Source organism: Clostridium sp. (assembly GCF_051656525.1).
In the GTDB taxonomy this organism is placed as follows: Bacteria; Bacillota; Clostridia; order Clostridiales; family Clostridiaceae; genus Clostridium.
In genome coordinates this window covers 1-18499 of the sequence record NZ_JBOGCC010000322.1, presented here as the reverse complement: position 1 = coordinate 18499, position 18499 = coordinate 1, and the positions used below count along the sequence as shown (strand labels likewise).

Below are 18499 nucleotides of genomic sequence, written 5' to 3'. Positions count from 1 at the left end.
CAGGTTTTTACTTCCGTGATATCATACATTCAGTATGAGCGTGCGGCGTTACGCCTTCTATATATATAATTTATCATAATATATTATATAAATCAAATACTATTTTTGATACTATTTTTGATACTATAAGTTGTACTATAACCTATACTATTCTCTGTACTATAAGTTGTACTATCACTTGTACTATAGTTTATGTTGTTTATTTATTTATTATTCCTTTATCTACACGTTCTCCAAAAAACAAATTTTTAAACCTATTTTAAGTCCATTTCTTCTAATTTTTGCTTTAATTGACTTAATTCAGCTTTTAATTTCTCATTTTCCTCTTTAAGCTTGTCATATTTTTGCTTATTAATTTTATTTGCTGGAACATAATCAAGCAACTTATTATCTATTTCAGTAAGAACTCTACTACTAGCTTTTGATTTAGTCCTAGAGATAACTCTATTTTTATTGATCCAACGTAATGCTCCAACTTGAATACCTGTATTTTTAGAAAATCCATCTCTTCTATATGCATCTATTACATCCTTATATCCATTACCAAATTTTTTGGTGCTGCATGGAACAACTAAGATTGAGTTAAATTCATTTTTTAAAACTATCGCTGGATGAGTGAATGAAGGTTCATACTTGAAATTATTTGCACCTAAATCAACAAATAAAATTTCACCTCTTTTATAAGTCCTAGTATTATCTGATTTTCTACTATGTAGCCATCTATCCATATGGTTAATATAATGAGCCATTTCATAAGATGATATTTCATCTAATTCAGTATTTACATTATATGTACTCATTTCATAGCCTTTTCTTAGGTCTGCATTTTCAACCCAATTAACTCCTTTAGAATTTATATCTTTTGTTATTCTATCAATTCTATTTCTATCAATTTTAATCATAAATTAATCCCCTTTTTATTTAATCCTATTTTATTTTATAACACTGTTTTACTAATTAAAACATTTATTTAACATAATTATAAAAAAGTATTTACTTTTAAAATGTTTTTAGTATATAATGTCATTAACGGATGTAAAGGAGGTACTAAAATGGCTGAAAAAACTATTACTATAAAAGTTTCTGAAGAATTACATAAGAAAATTAAAGTAAAAATTGCTAAGGATGGAATTCTTTTAAAAGACTATATAACAAATTTAATCAATACTGATTTAAATAATAATTCAAATAAATAAAAAAACATCTTACTCCCCGTTCAAAGTTAGTAAGATGTTTACGATATTGCATATATAATACGCTCATCACTGTATATTATATATGCTCCATTAAATAAATTCAATGTAAATAAAAGGAGTGTATAACAATGTTTAATTCAAATGATTTCAACTTTTCTTTTCAAAATTTTTTCGATAACAGATGTACTAAAATTTCTGATACTATAGTAGTTAATAATGCTGCTTATAAGGAAGTATCATCTAAACATATGGAAATATACCATAAGCTAGAAAAAACTTTAACTGAAGAACAAAAAGCTTTATTAGATGAATATGAAGAACTTGAAAACTTAGGTATTTCTATTCATACTGATTTAATTTATAGAGAAGCCTTTAAAGATGGCTTCCAATTAAATAAATTTTTAAATTCTTCTAACGAAGATGCTAACCATGGAGGTTCTATAGATGCAAATTAAAGATTATGCTAACTTCCTAAATCAATTAAAAACAAATGGTATTCAGATTTCAAAATTAAGAATTATTGATATTCAAGAAAGTATCAAACTATATAAATTACTAGGAGCTTAATGCTCCTTTTTTTATAAACTTCCAAACGTTTGGACATTTCTATTACCTAAATTACTGTATTACTTAATATTATTATTTATTACTACCCCTCAAATTTCTTCTATGTATTAAAATTTATATATTTCAATATTTATTATCTTAAACTTAATAAATAAACTTTTAATCTTTATGATCATAAAATCACCTCCTAAAAAACTATATATAAATCATAACTGAAAACTTGCATATATAATTCTTTAAAATTAGTCCGATTTTAGAACATTTTAACCTTTCTAAATTTCCTTATCACCTATATTACTCAATATTATCAAATATTACTTTAATTATGTTTATAAAAATAACCTCTCAAATATTTTGAAAGGCTTTCTTACTAGTATTAAATTTTCAAACTAACCTAATTCATAGATTCATACCAAAAATAAAGAGTTATTATCTCTAAAATTCTCTTCTAGGACTTAAACTAATATGTAGAGCCATTTTTCGATACACCTATAAATTCCAATACTAAATATATAAATATATTATTCTTCCTGGTACTAAAGTATACTAGATTCTAAAGAACACACTAATATGTAGAGCATTTTTCGATACACCTATAAATTCTAATATTAAATATATTAATATATTCCTCTTCCTGGTATTAAATTATACTAGATTCTAAAGAACACACTAATATGTAGAGCATTTTTCGATACACCTACTTTTTAATACATCTTTGAACTTTTCCTAATGTTATTTCTAATTTCTCTGCAATCTTTCTTAAGCTTAACCCTTGCTCTTTTAATTCTAATATTCTTTCTTTTAATTCTTCCAACTCCTGCTGCTTCTTAGTTAATCCTTCTTCATTCCTTGGTGTTCTTCTTATATTATTTCTTCTATACTTTTCTTCCTTGCTTATTAATATTAATAAGTTACCTTCTCTTTGCTCTTCTTCTGTGACTTTTAATATTCTTATTAATTTAGCATTTGTATAGTTATATCCCTTTAGATTGTATGCTTTTAATTCACTATCATAGACTTTTGTATTATCTGAACTATTTAAACTCTCTAAATAAGCCTTATAGCCCTTCTCTGCTGATTCTGTTGCCTTAATAACTTCATGTAATGGTAATGGCTCACTAAACTTTTGATTAAACTTTAACATCTTATCAATTGCCTTTTTACAGTTACCATCAATTAAACAAGTATAATATCTATATAAAAAGCACATAACCTCTCTTAAGCCCTCACAATCGCCCTCTCTTAAGTCTTGTAACCTTTCTATATCTTCTCTTCTCTTCCAATGTAATTCATAGGTATTAAGCCCTATCTGACCACTTGTAATATTAATAATTTTATTTTTTCTTTTTCTAGTTGTCTTTGGAACATACTTAAAGTAATCTTTTTTTAATTGATCTAATCTATATACATTGTCATTTATCTCTAGAACTTCACAATATGACTTACTATTAGTATTATATGTTCCTCCTATTCTGAATACTCTTGTTACATCAGTACAGCTTACATCAACTTTAAAACCTTTATAATCTAGCTTTTCAAGTCTTTTAACCATTTCATTTTCGATATTCTGCCAAAATTTCAAACCTTGCTTTGGTAGATGCTCCAATAACATTACTAATTGTATTCCTCTTCCTGTACTTACTGTTATGCTAGGCTTTGGAATAAGCTTATTATAATATTCACCTTCTAAATGCTTTATTAGGTCCACTATCATTTCTTTACTCACTTTATCTTTATGGTTATCTATATCTATATATAAAGCGTTTATTCTTCTTATATTGTTTGTATTTCTTACTGGAATAAAGAAACTATTAATACTCGCATAAGTATTAAGTCTTAAGCTATGGAAATATTGAATTGCATCCTCTTTAATTATTTCAGTTTCTGCATAATTCCATTGATAAAAATTACCTTCTTCATCTTTTACTCCAATAGTAATAAATCCATCATCATTTCTATGAATTGATTTTATATAGTCAATGCTCTCACTTATCTTTTTCTCATTTACATTTCTTAAATATTTTAATGCTCTTAATTCTGCTTTAATTGCCAAATTGCTCATAAAAAAAATCCCTCCTATAGCTTGGACACTTATCCAAAAACCATAAAAGGGATAAAATTCTATTTACTTTTTACGTACTATTTGATATTATAAGTACATAAAAATGTATATAGAAATCCTATGGATTTTGAACGGTAAAAAAGAGTTAATCTGTTTGGCGATGGAACAACTCTTTTTTGTTTGCCCTGATTTATGTTAATATGTATTCATTTCTTTTATTATGTAATCTATTTTACCATACTTTCTAAAATGACCAAATCTTTTTATTTCTATTTTCCCTATAAAAATACTTTTTTCTTTTCATTCTCTTCGAAAACTTTCATTTAGGGGATTTCGTGTAAATGTAATAGGCATTGTACTGATAGCCCTTTATAGTTTTAAGTTTTTATACCCTGGGGGTGTTTTAAACTTTTCATTTTACAGATTTTTATCTGGTATATATGGCTTGTAACTGGCGATAATACCCCTATCATTCTCTCGCAATCCCCCCGGGGCGTATAAAAAGTTTTAGTTTTACAGATTCTGTGTGTATATTCTAGGCATTGTACTGATTCATTTATCTTTGAATTTCAAAACACTTCCCCTTTTAAATTCATTTCAATTTCATTCAGGGAGTTTCTTCTACACATAGATGGAATGGCGACATTCTTACAACTGCTCCATAGAATTTTACTAGCCCCTACCTCTTTATATCTATCTACTAATATCTTATCATTGTTGCACCCCTTCTATATCATTGCAACCTTTTAGCAACGCACCCCTTTTTAAGTATGCATTTCCCTTTTAGTTGCACCATTTCCCAAATGTCATATTAGTATTTTATTAATATACCTCTTCATTTTTGCCAAACTCTTAACCCTCTTCTAACTCTTATCAATAAATACTTTATATAACTTTTTCTTTATCTTTTATTACTTTTCGCCTTACTAATTCTTTTAAAATGCATACCTTTTTTTCTAAGGTTGCAACCCCCTTTATTAACAAATTATCAAAAACTCTCTCTTGTCATATTAAACCCCGACGAATCATTTCTAGAATTCTCCTTTAATTTTTCAATAGGGGGATTATATCTTGTTGATATTACTTACATGCGAACTTTTTCTTTTCTTTTTGAGCCCTTAAAGTTCACATACTTCTTTAATAAAAATCTTTATAACCATTGATATTACTAGCTTTTAACCCTTGCACCCTTTAAATTCATTTGAACCTTTTTAGGTTGCGAGTTCGCATGTGAGCTCTTTTTACGAAAGATACATATTGATATTTTTTATTTAATATACTCTTAACCCTTGATATCACTATGTTTACATCCCTTTTTCTTTCCTCCTTCGAAAGATACATATCTTATAATTTTGTATCTTTCACTTTATACCCCCTTAGACATTGATATTACTAGCTTTATAACACTTCCTATTTTCTCAATGATACCTACACTTCAATATGTATCTTTCATTAATTCCATAGCTTTTTAATCCTATTGTTTATTACGTCCTGTTCTATTCCTATATACCTTCTTGTTACGCCTGCATTACTATGATTAAAATACTTTCTTAACTCTTCTATATCTCCATATGTTTTATAATATTTCCTTCCAAATGTTTTTCTCATACTATGTGTTCCGATTCTTTCAATCCCTACTTTTACAGATACTTCTCTCAATATCTTATACGCTCTATTCCTTCTTATCGGCTCATTAAATCCCTTTCTAGACTTAATAAGATACTCATATCCTTCTCTATCTTTACAAAACTCTTTTAACAATCTTTTTAACTTTGGAGCTATCGGAACTTCTTTATACTTATTTGTTTTCTGTTCCTTTAAATACATAGTATCTTTATCATAGATATCTTTAACTTTTAGTTTTAATATATCTCCTATTCTTAAGCCTAAACTTATTCCTAATTCAAACATAATGTAATTTCTAATACTTTTATCCTTTAATTCTTTTTTTATTTCTTCTACCTTTTCATCATCTATCGGCTTAACTTCTCTCACTGAATCGCCTCCTTATCCCTTCCTTTCTTTTTAAACTCTGCTTCAAATTCTTCTTTTGTTAACTCTGCTACTGCTCCCTCTGAATTAGAATAAGAATATAATTCAAATAATGAATATCCTTCTTTTGCTTTATTAAAAATAAATTCCTTTTCCTTTTTAGTGAAGTTTCCTCCTTCATTTTCTTCAATCGCTCTCTTAGTAAATTCTTCTTCTCTTTCTTTAGGATCTATTAAATTCAAATGATGTAATAAAACATAAATCATATACTCTTCATCAAAATCGCACCCTAATTTATTAGACATATTTTTATATTCTTCAAATATCTGCTTATCTATTTCTATAGTTACTTTTTCACTTTCATCTCTTGTCCAAAAGCCCCAATCCTTAAAACAATCATAATATCTAGATATTGCTATTTCTTCTGTAATGCCTTCTATATCTATAGAATTCATAAACTTAATTATCCATTCTTGCCCTCCATGGTAATATAAATTTTGTTCTATGCTTTTCTTATAGCCTATTCTTCTTACTGCTTTTCTTACTGCATCTGCACTACATGGATATCCATTCTCTTTTAAATCTACTGCTAAGGCTTTATATGACACCCCAACTCTCAATTTCTCCAATACATCACACTTTTGTATTATTCCTTGCCAGTCTTCAATACTATAATTCATTTTTCTTCTCCTTCTCTACCATCTTTTTTTATTTATCTTACACCTATTTTTCTTGTTAATTTAAGGTTTGTCCACATTTTAAATACGGAACAAACCTTTTCTTTTTATAATTCTCTCTCTTTATCATCTGCTATATTATTTAAATTAAATATTAATGATCTCTTTAGATTTTCTATTTCTTTTTTATTAATGCACCTTTGAAATAGACTTGCTGCTACTATTCCAAAATCAGCTATAAGTATTTGATAATCTAATTCTTCTTTCATAACTTTTACCCTATACTATAAACTTTTTTCAATCTTTTTACTTCTTTCAATAATCTCTTATAACTTCTTATTCCTTGATATTTATAAGCATATAGTAATTCATTTTTTAAAATAATTTTATTATCTTCTTCTACTTTCTGGTGCTTTAATATATCATTTAAAACTTCTTCTATGTCATATTTACTAATTCTTTCACTAGTTGCATTTACAGTCATTCTAGTTATGCATATTATCATTGTTATTGCTATTAATCCTACTGTAAAAATCAATGTTTCTCGCATATATCCCCCTTATTTAAAGACCTTAACCTCCAAAAATAGTCATCTAAAATACTTTTTGAATAATAATCTTTATCACCTTTAAACTTATACATTATCTTTCTTTCACCACAACCTTCTAATAAGACTTTTTGCTCTATTTCACGAATATCACTAGCCTTAAAGTACTTATTATTAGTTGTACATACCAATATATCACCTGAATTATATTTTCTATCTATATTTTTCAACTCATTTAATGCATCCTTATAACCTTTTATATAATTTCCATCAATGAGTGTATTTTCTTCTTTAAGTTTAATATTTTTAAGCAATTCCTCTATTCTATCTACCATAAATTTCTACCTCTATTCCGCAATGCAACAACTACAGCTACATTCTGAACATTCCATATCTTTATCCTTTTTAGAATATGCTTCACATCTCTTTATATCTTCTTTTTCTACTCTAATTGCTACTTTAATCTCATTCCTACAACTCTTTACTTCACTCTTTGAATATTTTCCTTGAATACTTGTACATTGAACTTTACACGCTTTCCCCTTTGAATAATCTATTGCACCTCTGTTATTATCCATTTTTTCTATCCCCTCTCTATCTCTCTTAAATTTAAACCCTTTAATTACTTTTTCTATATTTTTTTCAATTTCATCTATTCTTTTTTCCAATAAGTCATCTCTTTTGGTTATATAAATATCTAAATTCAATATTTCATTTAACATAAATATATAATTTGAATATTCTATATCTACAAAACTCTTGGAATCATTAAATTCTTTTATATTATTTTTAAGAATTTCTTTTACTTCTTCAAATTTACTATTTGAATAAAATATTTTAGATTCTATATATAAATTTTCCATCATCACCTTACAAGTTACATGAATTTATAATTTATATACATTGGTATAAATCCAAATAAACAATATTTAACCTTAATCATATTTCGCCCCTCATATTTACAATATTTTTCACGTCTTACTATCATCTCTATTTCCCCTTTTTTCACATCTATTCTATTAATATTTTCTAATAAATCTGCAACTTTACATACTTCTTTTATTTGAATATAACGTTTATTAATTCTTTTTTAAATTCCCGTAGGTCTTTTAATTCAAGTAAATAATTTAGCAGCTCATAAGAACTCTCTCTTTCCTTATCATCTGGACTATTACTTGCCATCTTCTTAAAATGTTCAATTGCTCTTATTAATTGTCTATCTTCCACAAATTACTCTCCTTTCACATATTTTATTTGATACTAAAAATAATATTTAAATTGTGAATCTAAAGCTCTAAATCACAAGCTATATCTTCAACATCATTTCCATATGTGAATCCAACTATTTTAATCTTATCTGGTGCATTTTTTAAAGTTAAATCATCATTATAAGCAAACTTATAATATTCTAATTTTTTATCAAAATTTATTGCTTTATTTATAATGCACTCATCTGCCTTATAACCTTCCATTTGTACTAAAACACCTACATAACTTGCATTTTCTTTTTTTGCTGCTTCAAAACATTTTTCTAAATTTTTCATTCTCATAATTATTCCTCCTATAGCTCTATCTCCTTTATTTTCTGAATAAATTTCACAAATTTCATGCCACATTAAATTCTTCCTCGCTTCACATTTAAAAGTATCTTGGTTTATTTGCATTATATATTCCTAAAATCCTGAATTACTTCTTTCATTTCTTCTAATTCTTCTTTAGTAAATGGAATAGTTTCTGTGCATTCCACAATCTTCACTCTTTCTTTTCCATATTGTTGATGTAATCTTACAACATTGCTCATTAGCGTAAATTGATTTCCACACCCTACTCTTAATTTTCCATCAACATAAACTTTAAAAAACTTACTTTCCATTTAGTTCTCCCTATTTTATAACTTTTTCATTTATCTACCTTCATTTCATCACTAAAAAATAAACTAGTTACATCACTTTCTAATAAATCTGCTATTTTTTCCATGGTATTTCGTTTAGGATTTACATCTAAATTGTTTTCAATTCTTCTTAAAGTTGATACTGAAATACCTATTTTTCTAGCGAAATCTTTTGCTGCTATTCCTTTTCCAACTCGTAAAGCTTTTACCTTCCTGTACTTCTTCAAATTCAAAAAAACACCCCCTTTGTGCTTGTTTATTAATATTATGTTACCTTATTTGTGCTTACTTTTCAACATTTTCGCAAAAAAAATATTTTTATCGCCCAAAAAGTGCTATTATGTTCTTTAGAGGTGATATTATATGTTTGTTTTTTATTTTCCTGGTAATCATGAATTAGATTTATCTCCTGGAGAACGAATAAAATATTTTAGAAAAAAAATGAAAATTTCACGTGAAGATTTAGCAACAAAAATGAATTTAAGTATTCATACAATTGCTAAATATGAGCAAGGTCAAAGAGAAATGGACCCTTATACGTTAGGTAAGATTTCTTCAGCAATAAATCTTAATTTTGATATTTTATTTACCCCTAATCCTTTTGCTTATTTATTGCATGAAACTATTGAATCATTTTATGATGGAGATGAAAATCATTATAAAAATGGTTATTTTGAAGAAACTTTGAAATTATCATTAGATGAACTACAAAAAATTTATAATAATTTTTTAGATGAAGTAAATTTATCTTCTTTAGAAACTATAGCTAATTATTATAATAAAAACTTATCTCAATTATTGATTGAATCAAAAATCTATTTTTTAGATAAAGAAAAATTACAATCTCACTATAATTACGCTTTGGAGCATGAACAATCAACTGAACTAAGTCCTCATGATATTGAATTAATAACTAAATTTTTAGAATTTACATCTTTAACCGGATTTAATAAGTTTAAAGAATTATCTAAACCCCAAATATTAGAAATAATTAAAAACCCTAACTTTAAAGAATACTTAGAATTACTTTTTATGAAAGAAAAATTTAAAGATATTTATGATATTTTAAAATAATTTTAATGCTATGTTACTTTATTAACTAAAACGCTCAAAACCCCTTATTTAAAGCCATTTATAAGCGTTCTTAAATTTGACTTTAAATATAATTTTTAATAAAATATACTTAAAGCATTTGATTTCATCTAATTCAAATGTTGATTGCGATTAAAAAGACAGTAACGCCCTTTGTTACTGTCTTTTTATGATATTTTTTTCAATTCTTTTTCTAATTTTTCAGTGTACTTTTTAATATACATAGCTTCATAATCAATCTCTTTAATTCTTCTTCTAAAAGATTTTAAATGAGTATCTGGTATTTCTTTTCTTAATATATTTCCCCAACCACTTGATCTAATTCTTCCAAATCCATTATTAATCTTTGCTCTTACTTTACATTCACTTAGCTCTGAAATTATTGCTACTTCTTTTACTTTCATTTCAGAACATCCAAATCCATATACCGCCCTAATTAAATTCTCTTCTAAAGGCTCTGTATACTTCTTTAAACCATATTCTAATTCTTTATTTAACCATTTTATATATTCTCTTTCTACTGTATTATCTATTAGATTTTCATTATCCTCTATCATTTCAATATTTTCTACTTCACTCTCTCCAATTCTAATATTCAGACTTATCTCACTTTCTGTATTGTTATGCCTTAAATAATTTTTAAGAAGTGATGTTATAACTGTAAATGCATAAGTTGAAAACTTAGCTCTCTTTTCTCCATCGAACCTATACATTTCAATAGCTTTTATCAATGCTATTACTCCTTCTTGGACTAAATCCTCTCTCTCAATAGAGTTTATTGTACTGACATAGAATTTTGATACTATATTCTGTACCATCCCTAAATTTTTTTCTATTATTTGATTCAAAACCTCTTTATTTCCTCTTTGATACTCTCTAACTAACTCCTCATTAACTCTCTCACTCATCTCAATTCCCCTTTTAATATTTATTATTTTTTATTTTACTTACCGTTGCTGCACTTACTTCAAATTCCTTTGCAATGCTCCTATAACTTTTTTTAGATATTTTAATTTCTTCTATCTGATGATTATTTAATTTTTTAGTTGAATGTCTTTTAACTAAGTAAATATTTTCTAATTCATCTTCATCAAATATATCTTTTAAATCTTCATCAATATGATCTAACCATTCCTTAAAGGCTTTTCCATCTTTCCATTGCAAACATCCACCAAATTCTATTTTTTTATGAATAATATAGAATTCTTTTATAAACTCTTTCAATTTCATTCCATTTATATCTTTATCCATTCCACCTTCATCCTCCTGTTTATTTCATTGTAATAAACACTTTTGTAAAAGTAAATAAAAAAAGTAACTATGCTCTCCATAATTACTTTTCTTTGTTTTAATTATCTAAAATATTACCTGTGATTTCTCCTATTTTTACTATATCAAGCTTTAAACCATATTTACTACTTGATAAATTGAGTGTTATTTCTTGCTTACTCATAGCTTGTAATTTTTGCATATCCTCTATTTCTTTGTGAAGTACCTCAAATAAATCTCCTCCTACTAAATCCAACAAACTTACCATCATATAAGCCTTATCGTCTTTACTCTTTTTAAGCTCCACCTTAGTTACTAGAAATTCTGATTTAATTTTCATTCTTTACACCTTCCTTTACTTCTTCTATATCCATAAACATTTCATTACAATCTAAGCATATAAACCAACATAATGAGCCTTCTTCAAAATCGTCCATATGACTTAAAAACTCTATATTTTCAGAATTACATTTGCTGCATTTATTCATTCTCTAACCTCCATATCAAAATAACTTACCTTTCCTTTTCTCTCTTCTCCGTTTTTTACATAACCTACATCATAGGAATTATTGTAAGTAACTCTATAATCTACTGAATATTCATTTAAAATTTCTTCTAAACCCCTTTTATCCAATAATTTAAATTCTATAGGTTTATTTAAAGTTTTATTGCTATATCCAAATATCCTATACCCTTCTAAATTCTTATTTCCTAAAGATTTAACTATATAGGAACTTACATATAACGCTATATTTGAATTTCCTTCTTGCTCCAATGCTCTTATATCTACAAATCCATATTTCCAATACTTCCTACAGAAATTATTTTCTAGCTCCTTATGAGCCTTAGTTTTTCTTTTATTGCTCCTGGATAATTTTATATTGATAGGATAATTACAAAGTAGATGATAATGTAATCTACCATTTAAATCTCCATACTCTAATACCCAAATATATTTAAATCCTTTAATATCTCTTCTAAGTTTATTAAATAAGGTATTTAAATACTTTTTAGATTCCTTATAATCAGTTTCCTTAGCAAATGTAAGTGTAATAAATGTCTGCATATCTTGATTACATTTAATAAGCCTAACTATTTTATTTCTACTTTTATTTAAATTATTTACTCTATAATTTTCCTTTTCATCTTCTTGATTTAAAGTTAATTCTAATTGTTTTTCTATTGGATCTCTTTCAATAAATCTATAAAATTCTTCTTTTTCTCCCTGTTCCCTAACTATATAATTTGTATATTTATATATCTCAACTCTATTTCCACATTTGATTATTTTTAAATTATAAATCATTTGCTTTAAACCCTTGATATTACTTACTTAAACTGATTTTTTAATTTTGTTTTTTGTATGAATTATCACTCTACTAACAAGATATAGAAGAATTTTTTAAACCTTACCCAAAATCTTTATCTATATCATTAAAACATTCTCTTAATTATTTGTTGCACTTAGCTAACGCCTTCAATGAGTAACCCTCCTATCCTTCACTCCATTCGCAAGAACTTCGTCCGTTGCTTCTGTCATTCAGTTAGTCAGGTGACTCATTTCAGTTATTTCTAATTGAAAAATATTAATAGTTGCTTAATTACTATTTGTAAATGTTCGTCCCTTATATAAATCATTTGAGTATAAATAAAATTCTCTTTTCTTCAATGCTCCATCAACTGAACACCCCAACACCGTTCTATAGGTACTTTCTTCTATTGCCCTAAAGCATACTCTAGCATTAAATAAATCTTTAAATTTAAGTTGCTCCTTTGTCCCTATCTGTGATATTCCAATAAGGTACATATTCTTATGCCTTGCTATTGCTAGTAAATCCATAATACATTTACTAATTTTTTTATCTTTACTTAATACTAATAATTCATCTAATACTAAATACATAGGCTTTTTATGGACTTCTTCACTCTCTAAAATTTCTTCTAAGAAGTCTATTATATTTTCATTTCCATTTATAAAAAGTCCTTTATGAACCTTAAAATCGTGCTTAAAAGCATTTATTAAAATAATATCAGCACCATTAAGATTATTTATAATAGTTTTGGCCATCTGTGTTTTTCCTTGTCCACTTAATCCACATAGTAAAATATGTGGTGTTTCTCTCATATCTGCAATTATATTGCCCTTATAATTAAAGCCTAATAATAATTCATAAGGTGATAGTTCTATTCTCTTATGCTCCTTATCCTCTAATTTGCTCATATAAACATTCAAATATATTTCTGTATCTTCACTCTCCAATTCAATCAAATACACTTTTAAGCTATCTTTTAAATATGGTGTATATGGCTCTATGTCTTCAATGCTATATTTAAAATTAAGATGTAAATTTGCTCTAAATCCATATTGATTTACTGATATATCCTGTACTTTAATATCTAACTTTTTTCGCAAAAACAACTCTGATAAAAATACTTTTAAACTTCTCTTGTTTCTATAATCTGTCGTTAATTCCATAACACCTGCAGCAATAAGTCCACCTACATATAATTCAACTAACATTCTTCATAAATTCCTTTTAATCTAATTGCTAATATTTCTACAACTGTATTAAGAACTGCATAACCTCCAAATAATATAATCATTCCCCCAATAAACTCTTTTTCAATTCCACAATTAATAAAACTTTCTAATTTAAAAACTTTAATTAAATGATCTAAACTATTGTTTGCTATTATTGGAATATTTAACATCATTTTATTTTCTAATATTTTTAATGCTGGTATCATTACAGGCATCACTACTGCTCCACCAATTAGAACTTTTTTATATATGCTTATTTCTTCCTTTTCCTTTGTTTTAACTGGATTATATTCTTTTAATATTTCCATTTCTTCACCCTCTAAAATTAATTCTAAGCAACTATAATACCCTCACTTATAAAATATTGCTTAATAGCATTAAAACTTCTGCAAGGCTTGTATTTGCTTTTCTAATATATCTATATGTTCTTAATCTAAATTTGATACTTATTAAGGCGAAAAATATTATTAATCTGACTTTATTAAGGCTAAAACAAGGTAAAAAAAAGAGATAGCTTAAAACTATCTCTATCTATTTTCATTTTCCTCTTTTTTCTTAATCTTATTCATTTCTATCTTTATATAATTTGCTATTCCTCCAATTTGTCCTTTTTGTATTAACCACTTATATAATTCTTCTTCTTCAGCATTATTTTTAAAAGTTAAATGTATTTTATTCTGAGTATATTTTTTATTATTTAGATTTAAACGCACCCTATTACCCTCCTAATAACTTCTTAATACCTATATATATTCTATTATATTCAAATTTTACCTTTATTTTTCATATATGCTTTAAATTTAGTGTTTACTTTAGGTAAGCAATAATGTAATATCTTTGGTCTGTTGAGTTTTTGAGCATAGAAAATCTTGACCTAACAACTTATAAAATATAAGTCATAAGTCAAAATTTACTTTAATATCTCTGTATATGTTTGAGATTATCACACTAACTATTATTATCTTATACTCAATACTAAAACACATTCTAACTTGTCCTAATGCTCATATTGAATTGACCTACCCTTTAGGGTACCAAATTACCACCACAACTTTTATTTAAAAGGCTCTTGGGCGTTGCTCCCCTTACATCAATAAATTACCTTGCTTATGCTCCAATAATAGAAAAGAGAATAAGAATTTACTGATAGTTGACTTTCTGCATCTGCTCAACTAACATATATCACTTATTTAAAGTTGCTGATATGCTTACACAACAAAAAAAGCTATGTACTTACTACATAACTTGAAAAATTCTTACTCTTATTACCATTGATTTAATATTGAATATTTGTTATATTAACAATATCAAATATGATATTAAAGCTTTTACGAACAGTTCTAATGTATTACCAGTACATTTTAACTTTAGCTTTAAATTAGTATTACCAGTACTTTTTTAAAGCGTGTTAAAGGCTTTTTTTTTATTTAATTATGTTTTAAATATAAGACTATTTTTATATTCTGTCAATTTCTTTTTTATTTTTCTCAATACTCTATCATATCAACATATTATATCAATATCCTATTAATAAATTCATATCTCTTATTCAAAATAAAATTTTAATCTATTCAATCCTAGTCTTTTCAACGCTTTTATACCTATGTTCTCAAAATATATTAAAGTTGTTCGCATTAACATTTATATTCATACTTTTAAGGCTAGTTATATCAAGACTTTTACTGGATATAAAAAAAATTGTTCGTAAAAGACTAGTTTTGCGAATAACTTATACATTAACTAAATTAATAAATATTCTATTTTTATTTTACGCTTATTCTACACTAAAATCAATTTCATAACTAGCAACATTAAATTACAAATTAATATTATTCCTACTGCTGCTCCAGCTTCAATATCTATAAAACTTTTCCTTTTCCTTCTCAAGGCTCCATCAACTCCAAATATTTTTATATCTTAATTCTTAACTTTTTTCCTACTTCAATTCCTATACTTTTTCCTACTTAAAATTTAACAACTTTTTTTACTTCACTATCATATCTAACTTTTTTGTGTTGGGGACAGTAGCCTTGCAATTTTCCTTATTTATTTTTCTTGTAAGTCTTATATTTAAAAGCTTTATCAATAATTTAAAGACCTGTACTTATTTAAATTTAAAAAATAACAAGTACAGGTCTATTTTTTCCTATTTTTTATTACAAGTACAGTGATTTTGAAAATAAGTGCAGTGTTTTGAGAATTAAGTACCGTGATTTCAAAATTAAGTACCGTTTTTTGAACAAATGTTCAGCTTTTCCATTGAATTTTATTCCTAAAAAATAAGTTTTATAAGATGATTTTTTTCTAAATTTAATTAGCTTTTTTTCCGTCTTGGTTCTATTACTGGAAAATTTCAATATTTCAATTTCTGTTATACCTTTTACTTACTAACTTTAACTAACTTTTCATTCAAGCGATTTTCTGTATTTTCAAAAAATCAAAAATCGGTGTCCTGATGGTAAAAAAATCGGTGTAATAACTCTCCAAAAATCGGCTTATGAGATGTTAAAAAGTCGGTGTTCTAAGATTTAAATTACATAAATTCAAAATTCTGCTCTAAATTGAAAAATTTTCTGTTTATCTTTTTTAGTGCATTCTTTTTAGAATCCCGTCCAAACTTCCAAACGTTTGGACATTTCTATTAACTTTATTACTTAATATTACTCTATATTATTCAATGCATATTTTAATAAACTACTTACTATATCTTGCTTTTTATAACCTTTAAATTTCCCTTGTATTTCTTCTAGCTTTTTATTTACTTCTTTATCTATCTTAAAAGTTTTTACTATTGTCTCTCCTTCAAAATACTGTATTACATCAGTAATATTTTTATTACTATCTATATTATTTATCGATTTTTTTAAATTTATGAATTCACTTTCTAAAGTTTTCAATCTTTTAAAAATTAAATCTATCTCTTTATTATCTGAATTCTTATTTTCTTTTGGTTTAATATTCTCTACTGGATGAATTTCATGTTTTTCTAATATAGATTTTTTAGGATCTATATTTTCCTTTTTTTCCTCAACTACTTTTTTTATAAATTTTTTTATAATTTGTCCTTGTCTCTTTTCTTCATAATTATTATTTTCAAATCTTTTCTTTATTGTATTTTTAGATACTCCAATTCTTTTACAAATAGAATTAAAATTATCCTTTATAAGCTCCCTATTAAAAAATTCAACTTGTTTATCCATTGATAATAAATTAAAACTCTCTCTATCCATTCCCCTATACTCCTATATTACTTTTAATTACTAAAATAATATTACTATTTATTTCCATTTATTACAATAATAAAAATCTTCCAATTATCAATTGAAAGACTTCCATCTTATAATTTATTTATTTTTTATATTTCTCATTGCTCTAATCAATGTACTTTTTGAAATTTCCGTAATTTCTTCAACTTCTTTATAACTTTTATCTCCACCATTTACTGATAAAAGACTTAGTGCATGGTCCACCTGTTTTTTTGTAAACTTTTTAGGTCTTCCCTCTCTAAAATCTTCTTTAGTTTTTGCTATTGCCTTACCAGCTTGTGTTCTTTCTACTATCATTGCTCTTTCAAATTCTGCAAATGCTAATAAATTAGTTACTATAAGGTTTCCCATTGGAGTATCTTCAATTAATCCCATATTAAGAATATGTATTCTTATTCCTTTCTCCTTTAGCTTTTCTATTATCTCTAATCCTTCTCTAGTGCTCCTGCATAATCTATCTAATTTAGTTACTACTAAAGTATCTCCTTTTACTAATATATTTAAAATCTTATTAAATATAGGTCTATCCATGGTTTTTCCTGTATATGTTTCATCATAACATGATGCATTATTATATCTTGCTTCTATTTCTTCCTTTTGCTGCTCTAAAGAATTATTCTCTAATTGTCCTTTAGTAGATATTCTACAGTAACCATAAACATTATTTATTTTATTTTTGGTGTCATAAGTATCACAAATAGTTTTCTTCAATGATACTATTATCTCTCCATCTTTTCCTGGTGTAATTATTCCGACTTCTCCTAATAATGCTCTAAATCTTTCAAAAGGCTTAGTAAAAAGATTTACTGGCTTTTGATTATCTTTACCTACTGCATTTATAACTATCTCTCTATTCTCTCTATTTGCTATAATTTGCATAAATGCAACTTCACACTTAATGCTCTTGTTTGAACTCTCTAAAATTTCTTTTGCTAATAGCTCTGATATTTCAGCATTAATCCCTTTGACCTCTTCAATTTTTAAAACTTTTAAATTTCTTTTCTTTCCAATTTCAATATAATCATTCATTAAAAATTCTCGTCCAAAATATTGTATATGCTTTTCTAAAAAATCTTCATATGAATAAGTTAATTTATAATTATAATAAGCCATATTTACACCTCTTTAATATCATCTGTTTTGACACTATGAATTGACACTTTTACAATACTGATTATACCATTACATTTTCTAAGGTGTCAATACTATTAAGTTATGATACTTTTATATGCTAAAAAAAACCTACTCAAATTAATGAGCAGGTTTTTACTTCCGTGATATCATACATTCAGTATGAGCGTGCGGCGTTACGCCTTCTATATATATAATTTATCATAATATATTATATAAATCAAATACTATTTTTGATACTATTTTTGATACTATAAGTTGTACTAT

Annotated in this window: 26 protein-coding genes; 4 read left to right on the top strand and 22 right to left on the bottom strand. The window is 26.0% G+C overall.

Translation table 11 applies throughout. The features are described from left to right. Positions 1-254 precede the first annotated feature (254 nt). Positions 255-902 (bottom strand): type II toxin-antitoxin system PemK/MazF family toxin, encoded by a 648-nt coding sequence (locus tag ACRDDY_RS16190; protein ID WP_438565972.1) that lies wholly within the window; start codon positions 900-902, stop codon positions 255-257. 150 nt (positions 903-1052) lie between these two features. Here ACRDDY_RS16190 and ACRDDY_RS16185 point away from each other — a divergent pair, with 150 nt between their 5' ends. The 3 genes from ACRDDY_RS16185 to ACRDDY_RS16175 all read left to right on the top strand — a co-directional run bounded on the left by ACRDDY_RS16185 (position 1053) and on the right by ACRDDY_RS16175 (position 1763). Then, complete coding sequence (locus ACRDDY_RS16185; protein WP_438565971.1) at positions 1053-1196, top strand: hypothetical protein; 144 nt, start codon at positions 1053-1055, stop codon at positions 1194-1196. A 128-nt stretch (positions 1197-1324) separates the two neighbouring features. Next, positions 1325-1651 carry a DUF6809 family protein gene (locus ACRDDY_RS16180; protein WP_438565970.1) on the top strand — a complete coding sequence of 109 codons (327 nt, stop codon included), beginning with the start codon at positions 1325-1327 and terminating at the stop codon, positions 1649-1651. Continuing rightward, positions 1641-1763, top strand: a complete 123-nt coding sequence (locus ACRDDY_RS16175; RefSeq protein ID WP_438565969.1) for a hypothetical protein — start codon at positions 1641-1643, stop codon at positions 1761-1763. Before ACRDDY_RS16180 ends, ACRDDY_RS16175 begins: the two co-directional genes overlap by 11 nt. Before the next feature lie 697 nt (positions 1764-2460). Here the strand turns inward: ACRDDY_RS16175 and ACRDDY_RS16170 are convergent. The 11 genes from ACRDDY_RS16170 to ACRDDY_RS16120 all read right to left on the bottom strand — a co-directional run bounded on the left by ACRDDY_RS16170 (position 2461) and on the right by ACRDDY_RS16120 (position 9165). Next, positions 2461-3825 (bottom strand): hypothetical protein, encoded by a 1365-nt coding sequence (locus ACRDDY_RS16170; RefSeq protein ID WP_438565968.1) that lies wholly within the window; start codon positions 3823-3825, stop codon positions 2461-2463. A gap of 1452 nt (positions 3826-5277) precedes the next feature. Continuing rightward, positions 5278-5820, bottom strand: a complete 543-nt coding sequence (locus tag ACRDDY_RS16165) for a tyrosine-type recombinase/integrase (RefSeq protein WP_438565967.1) — start codon at positions 5818-5820, stop codon at positions 5278-5280. Then, the gene (locus ACRDDY_RS16160) at positions 5817-6497 is read right to left on the bottom strand and encodes a hypothetical protein (RefSeq protein WP_438565966.1); all 681 of its coding nucleotides are present in this window, start codon (positions 6495-6497) and stop codon (positions 5817-5819) included. The genes ACRDDY_RS16165 and ACRDDY_RS16160 overlap by 4 nt, the downstream gene beginning before the upstream one ends. 104 nt (positions 6498-6601) lie before the next feature. After that, positions 6602-6763 (bottom strand): hypothetical protein, encoded by a 162-nt coding sequence (locus tag ACRDDY_RS16155; protein ID WP_438565965.1) that lies wholly within the window; start codon positions 6761-6763, stop codon positions 6602-6604. A gap of 5 nt (positions 6764-6768) precedes the next feature. Continuing rightward, positions 6769-7044: a hypothetical protein gene (locus ACRDDY_RS16150; RefSeq protein ID WP_438565964.1), complete on the bottom strand. Its 276-nt coding sequence runs from the start codon at positions 7042-7044 to the stop codon at positions 6769-6771. Continuing rightward, a complete protein-coding gene (locus tag ACRDDY_RS16145) occupies positions 7029-7376 on the bottom strand; it encodes a hypothetical protein (RefSeq protein WP_438565963.1) in 348 nt (115 codons plus the stop codon). The genes ACRDDY_RS16150 and ACRDDY_RS16145 overlap by 16 nt, the downstream gene beginning before the upstream one ends. Positions 7377-7388: 12 nt before the next feature. Beyond that, the gene (locus tag ACRDDY_RS16140; RefSeq protein WP_438565962.1) at positions 7389-7904 is read right to left on the bottom strand and encodes a hypothetical protein; all 516 of its coding nucleotides are present in this window, start codon (positions 7902-7904) and stop codon (positions 7389-7391) included. 196 nt (positions 7905-8100) lie between these two features. Further along, complete coding sequence (locus tag ACRDDY_RS16135) at positions 8101-8268, bottom strand: hypothetical protein (RefSeq protein ID WP_438565961.1); 168 nt, start codon at positions 8266-8268, stop codon at positions 8101-8103. Positions 8269-8327: 59 nt separating this feature from the next. Next, positions 8328-8705: a hypothetical protein gene (locus ACRDDY_RS16130; RefSeq protein WP_438565960.1), complete on the bottom strand. Its 378-nt coding sequence runs from the start codon at positions 8703-8705 to the stop codon at positions 8328-8330. After that, positions 8705-8914 carry a hypothetical protein gene (locus ACRDDY_RS16125; RefSeq protein ID WP_438565959.1) on the bottom strand — a complete coding sequence of 70 codons (210 nt, stop codon included), beginning with the start codon at positions 8912-8914 and terminating at the stop codon, positions 8705-8707. The genes ACRDDY_RS16130 and ACRDDY_RS16125 overlap by 1 nt, the downstream gene beginning before the upstream one ends. A gap of 26 nt (positions 8915-8940) precedes the next feature. Next, positions 8941-9165 (bottom strand): helix-turn-helix transcriptional regulator, encoded by a 225-nt coding sequence (locus tag ACRDDY_RS16120; protein ID WP_438565958.1) that lies wholly within the window; start codon positions 9163-9165, stop codon positions 8941-8943. Positions 9166-9295: 130 nt separating this feature from the next. Here ACRDDY_RS16120 and ACRDDY_RS16115 point away from each other — a divergent pair, with 130 nt between their 5' ends. After that, positions 9296-10006: a helix-turn-helix domain-containing protein gene (locus tag ACRDDY_RS16115; RefSeq protein ID WP_438565957.1), complete on the top strand. Its 711-nt coding sequence runs from the start codon at positions 9296-9298 to the stop codon at positions 10004-10006. 185 nt (positions 10007-10191) lie between these two features. Here the strand turns inward: ACRDDY_RS16115 and ACRDDY_RS16110 are convergent, their stop codons facing one another. The 10 genes from ACRDDY_RS16110 to ACRDDY_RS16065 all read right to left on the bottom strand — a co-directional run bounded on the left by ACRDDY_RS16110 (position 10192) and on the right by ACRDDY_RS16065 (position 18214). Beyond that, positions 10192-10932, bottom strand: a complete 741-nt coding sequence (locus ACRDDY_RS16110) for a sigma-70 family RNA polymerase sigma factor (RefSeq protein WP_438565956.1) — start codon at positions 10930-10932, stop codon at positions 10192-10194. 13 nt (positions 10933-10945) lie between these two features. Further along, positions 10946-11275, bottom strand: a complete 330-nt coding sequence (locus ACRDDY_RS16105; protein ID WP_438565955.1) for a hypothetical protein — start codon at positions 11273-11275, stop codon at positions 10946-10948. A 97-nt stretch (positions 11276-11372) separates the two neighbouring features. Beyond that, positions 11373-11633, bottom strand: coding sequence for a hypothetical protein (locus ACRDDY_RS16100; protein WP_438565954.1), 261 nt, complete (start codon positions 11631-11633; stop codon positions 11373-11375). Beyond that, a complete protein-coding gene (locus ACRDDY_RS16095; RefSeq protein WP_438565953.1) occupies positions 11623-11781 on the bottom strand; it encodes a hypothetical protein in 159 nt (52 codons plus the stop codon). Before ACRDDY_RS16095 ends, ACRDDY_RS16100 begins: the two co-directional genes overlap by 11 nt. After that, positions 11778-12599 carry a rolling circle replication-associated protein gene (locus ACRDDY_RS16090; protein ID WP_438565952.1) on the bottom strand — a complete coding sequence of 274 codons (822 nt, stop codon included), beginning with the start codon at positions 12597-12599 and terminating at the stop codon, positions 11778-11780. Before ACRDDY_RS16090 ends, ACRDDY_RS16095 begins: the two co-directional genes overlap by 4 nt. Positions 12600-12890: 291 nt before the next feature. Continuing rightward, positions 12891-13814, bottom strand: a complete 924-nt coding sequence (locus ACRDDY_RS16085) for a hypothetical protein (RefSeq protein WP_438565951.1) — start codon at positions 13812-13814, stop codon at positions 12891-12893. Then, a complete protein-coding gene (locus ACRDDY_RS16080; RefSeq protein WP_438565950.1) occupies positions 13808-14143 on the bottom strand; it encodes a hypothetical protein in 336 nt (111 codons plus the stop codon). The genes ACRDDY_RS16085 and ACRDDY_RS16080 overlap by 7 nt, the downstream gene beginning before the upstream one ends. 219 nt (positions 14144-14362) lie before the next feature. Next, a complete protein-coding gene (locus ACRDDY_RS16075) occupies positions 14363-14548 on the bottom strand; it encodes a hypothetical protein (RefSeq protein ID WP_438565949.1) in 186 nt (61 codons plus the stop codon). Positions 14549-16495: 1947 nt separating this feature from the next. Further along, positions 16496-17065: a hypothetical protein gene (locus ACRDDY_RS16070; RefSeq protein WP_438565948.1), complete on the bottom strand. Its 570-nt coding sequence runs from the start codon at positions 17063-17065 to the stop codon at positions 16496-16498. A 114-nt stretch (positions 17066-17179) separates the two neighbouring features. After that, positions 17180-18214, bottom strand: a complete 1035-nt coding sequence (locus ACRDDY_RS16065) for a recombinase family protein (protein ID WP_438565947.1) — start codon at positions 18212-18214, stop codon at positions 17180-17182. Positions 18215-18499 lie beyond the last annotated feature (285 nt).

Excerpts from the sequence above, each read along its gene's own strand:
- ACRDDY_RS16190 (WP_438565972.1), bottom strand. The coding sequence starts at position 902 with ATGATTAAAATTGATAGAAATAGAATTGATAGAATAACAAAAGATATA.
- ACRDDY_RS16185 (WP_438565971.1), top strand. The coding sequence starts at position 1,053 with ATGGCTGAAAAAACTATTACTATAAAAGTTTCTGAAGAATTACATAAG.
- ACRDDY_RS16180 (WP_438565970.1), top strand. The coding sequence starts at position 1,325 with ATGTTTAATTCAAATGATTTCAACTTTTCTTTTCAAAATTTTTTCGAT.
- ACRDDY_RS16175 (WP_438565969.1), top strand. The coding sequence starts at position 1,641 with ATGCAAATTAAAGATTATGCTAACTTCCTAAATCAATTAAAAACAAAT.
- ACRDDY_RS16170 (WP_438565968.1), bottom strand. The coding sequence starts at position 3,825 with ATGAGCAATTTGGCAATTAAAGCAGAATTAAGAGCATTAAAATATTTA.
- ACRDDY_RS16160 (WP_438565966.1), bottom strand. The coding sequence starts at position 6,497 with ATGAATTATAGTATTGAAGACTGGCAAGGAATAATACAAAAGTGTGAT.
- ACRDDY_RS16155 (WP_438565965.1), bottom strand. The coding sequence starts at position 6,763 with ATGAAAGAAGAATTAGATTATCAAATACTTATAGCTGATTTTGGAATA.
- ACRDDY_RS16150 (WP_438565964.1), bottom strand. The coding sequence starts at position 7,044 with ATGCGAGAAACATTGATTTTTACAGTAGGATTAATAGCAATAACAATG.
- ACRDDY_RS16145 (WP_438565963.1), bottom strand. The coding sequence starts at position 7,376 with ATGGTAGATAGAATAGAGGAATTGCTTAAAAATATTAAACTTAAAGAA.
- ACRDDY_RS16140 (WP_438565962.1), bottom strand. The coding sequence starts at position 7,904 with ATGGAAAATTTATATATAGAATCTAAAATATTTTATTCAAATAGTAAA.
- ACRDDY_RS16130 (WP_438565960.1), bottom strand. The coding sequence starts at position 8,705 with ATGCAAATAAACCAAGATACTTTTAAATGTGAAGCGAGGAAGAATTTA.
- ACRDDY_RS16125 (WP_438565959.1), bottom strand. The coding sequence starts at position 8,914 with ATGGAAAGTAAGTTTTTTAAAGTTTATGTTGATGGAAAATTAAGAGTA.
- ACRDDY_RS16115 (WP_438565957.1), top strand. The coding sequence starts at position 9,296 with ATGTTTGTTTTTTATTTTCCTGGTAATCATGAATTAGATTTATCTCCT.
- ACRDDY_RS16110 (WP_438565956.1), bottom strand. The coding sequence starts at position 10,932 with ATGAGTGAGAGAGTTAATGAGGAGTTAGTTAGAGAGTATCAAAGAGGA.
- ACRDDY_RS16105 (WP_438565955.1), bottom strand. The coding sequence starts at position 11,275 with ATGGATAAAGATATAAATGGAATGAAATTGAAAGAGTTTATAAAAGAA.
- ACRDDY_RS16100 (WP_438565954.1), bottom strand. The coding sequence starts at position 11,633 with ATGAAAATTAAATCAGAATTTCTAGTAACTAAGGTGGAGCTTAAAAAG.
- ACRDDY_RS16095 (WP_438565953.1), bottom strand. The coding sequence starts at position 11,781 with ATGAATAAATGCAGCAAATGTAATTCTGAAAATATAGAGTTTTTAAGT.
- ACRDDY_RS16090 (WP_438565952.1), bottom strand. The coding sequence starts at position 12,599 with ATGATTTATAATTTAAAAATAATCAAATGTGGAAATAGAGTTGAGATA.
- ACRDDY_RS16085 (WP_438565951.1), bottom strand. The coding sequence starts at position 13,814 with ATGTTAGTTGAATTATATGTAGGTGGACTTATTGCTGCAGGTGTTATG.
- ACRDDY_RS16080 (WP_438565950.1), bottom strand. The coding sequence starts at position 14,143 with ATGGAAATATTAAAAGAATATAATCCAGTTAAAACAAAGGAAAAGGAA.
- ACRDDY_RS16070 (WP_438565948.1), bottom strand. The coding sequence starts at position 17,065 with ATGGATAGAGAGAGTTTTAATTTATTATCAATGGATAAACAAGTTGAA.
- ACRDDY_RS16065 (WP_438565947.1), bottom strand. The coding sequence starts at position 18,214 with ATGGCTTATTATAATTATAAATTAACTTATTCATATGAAGATTTTTTA.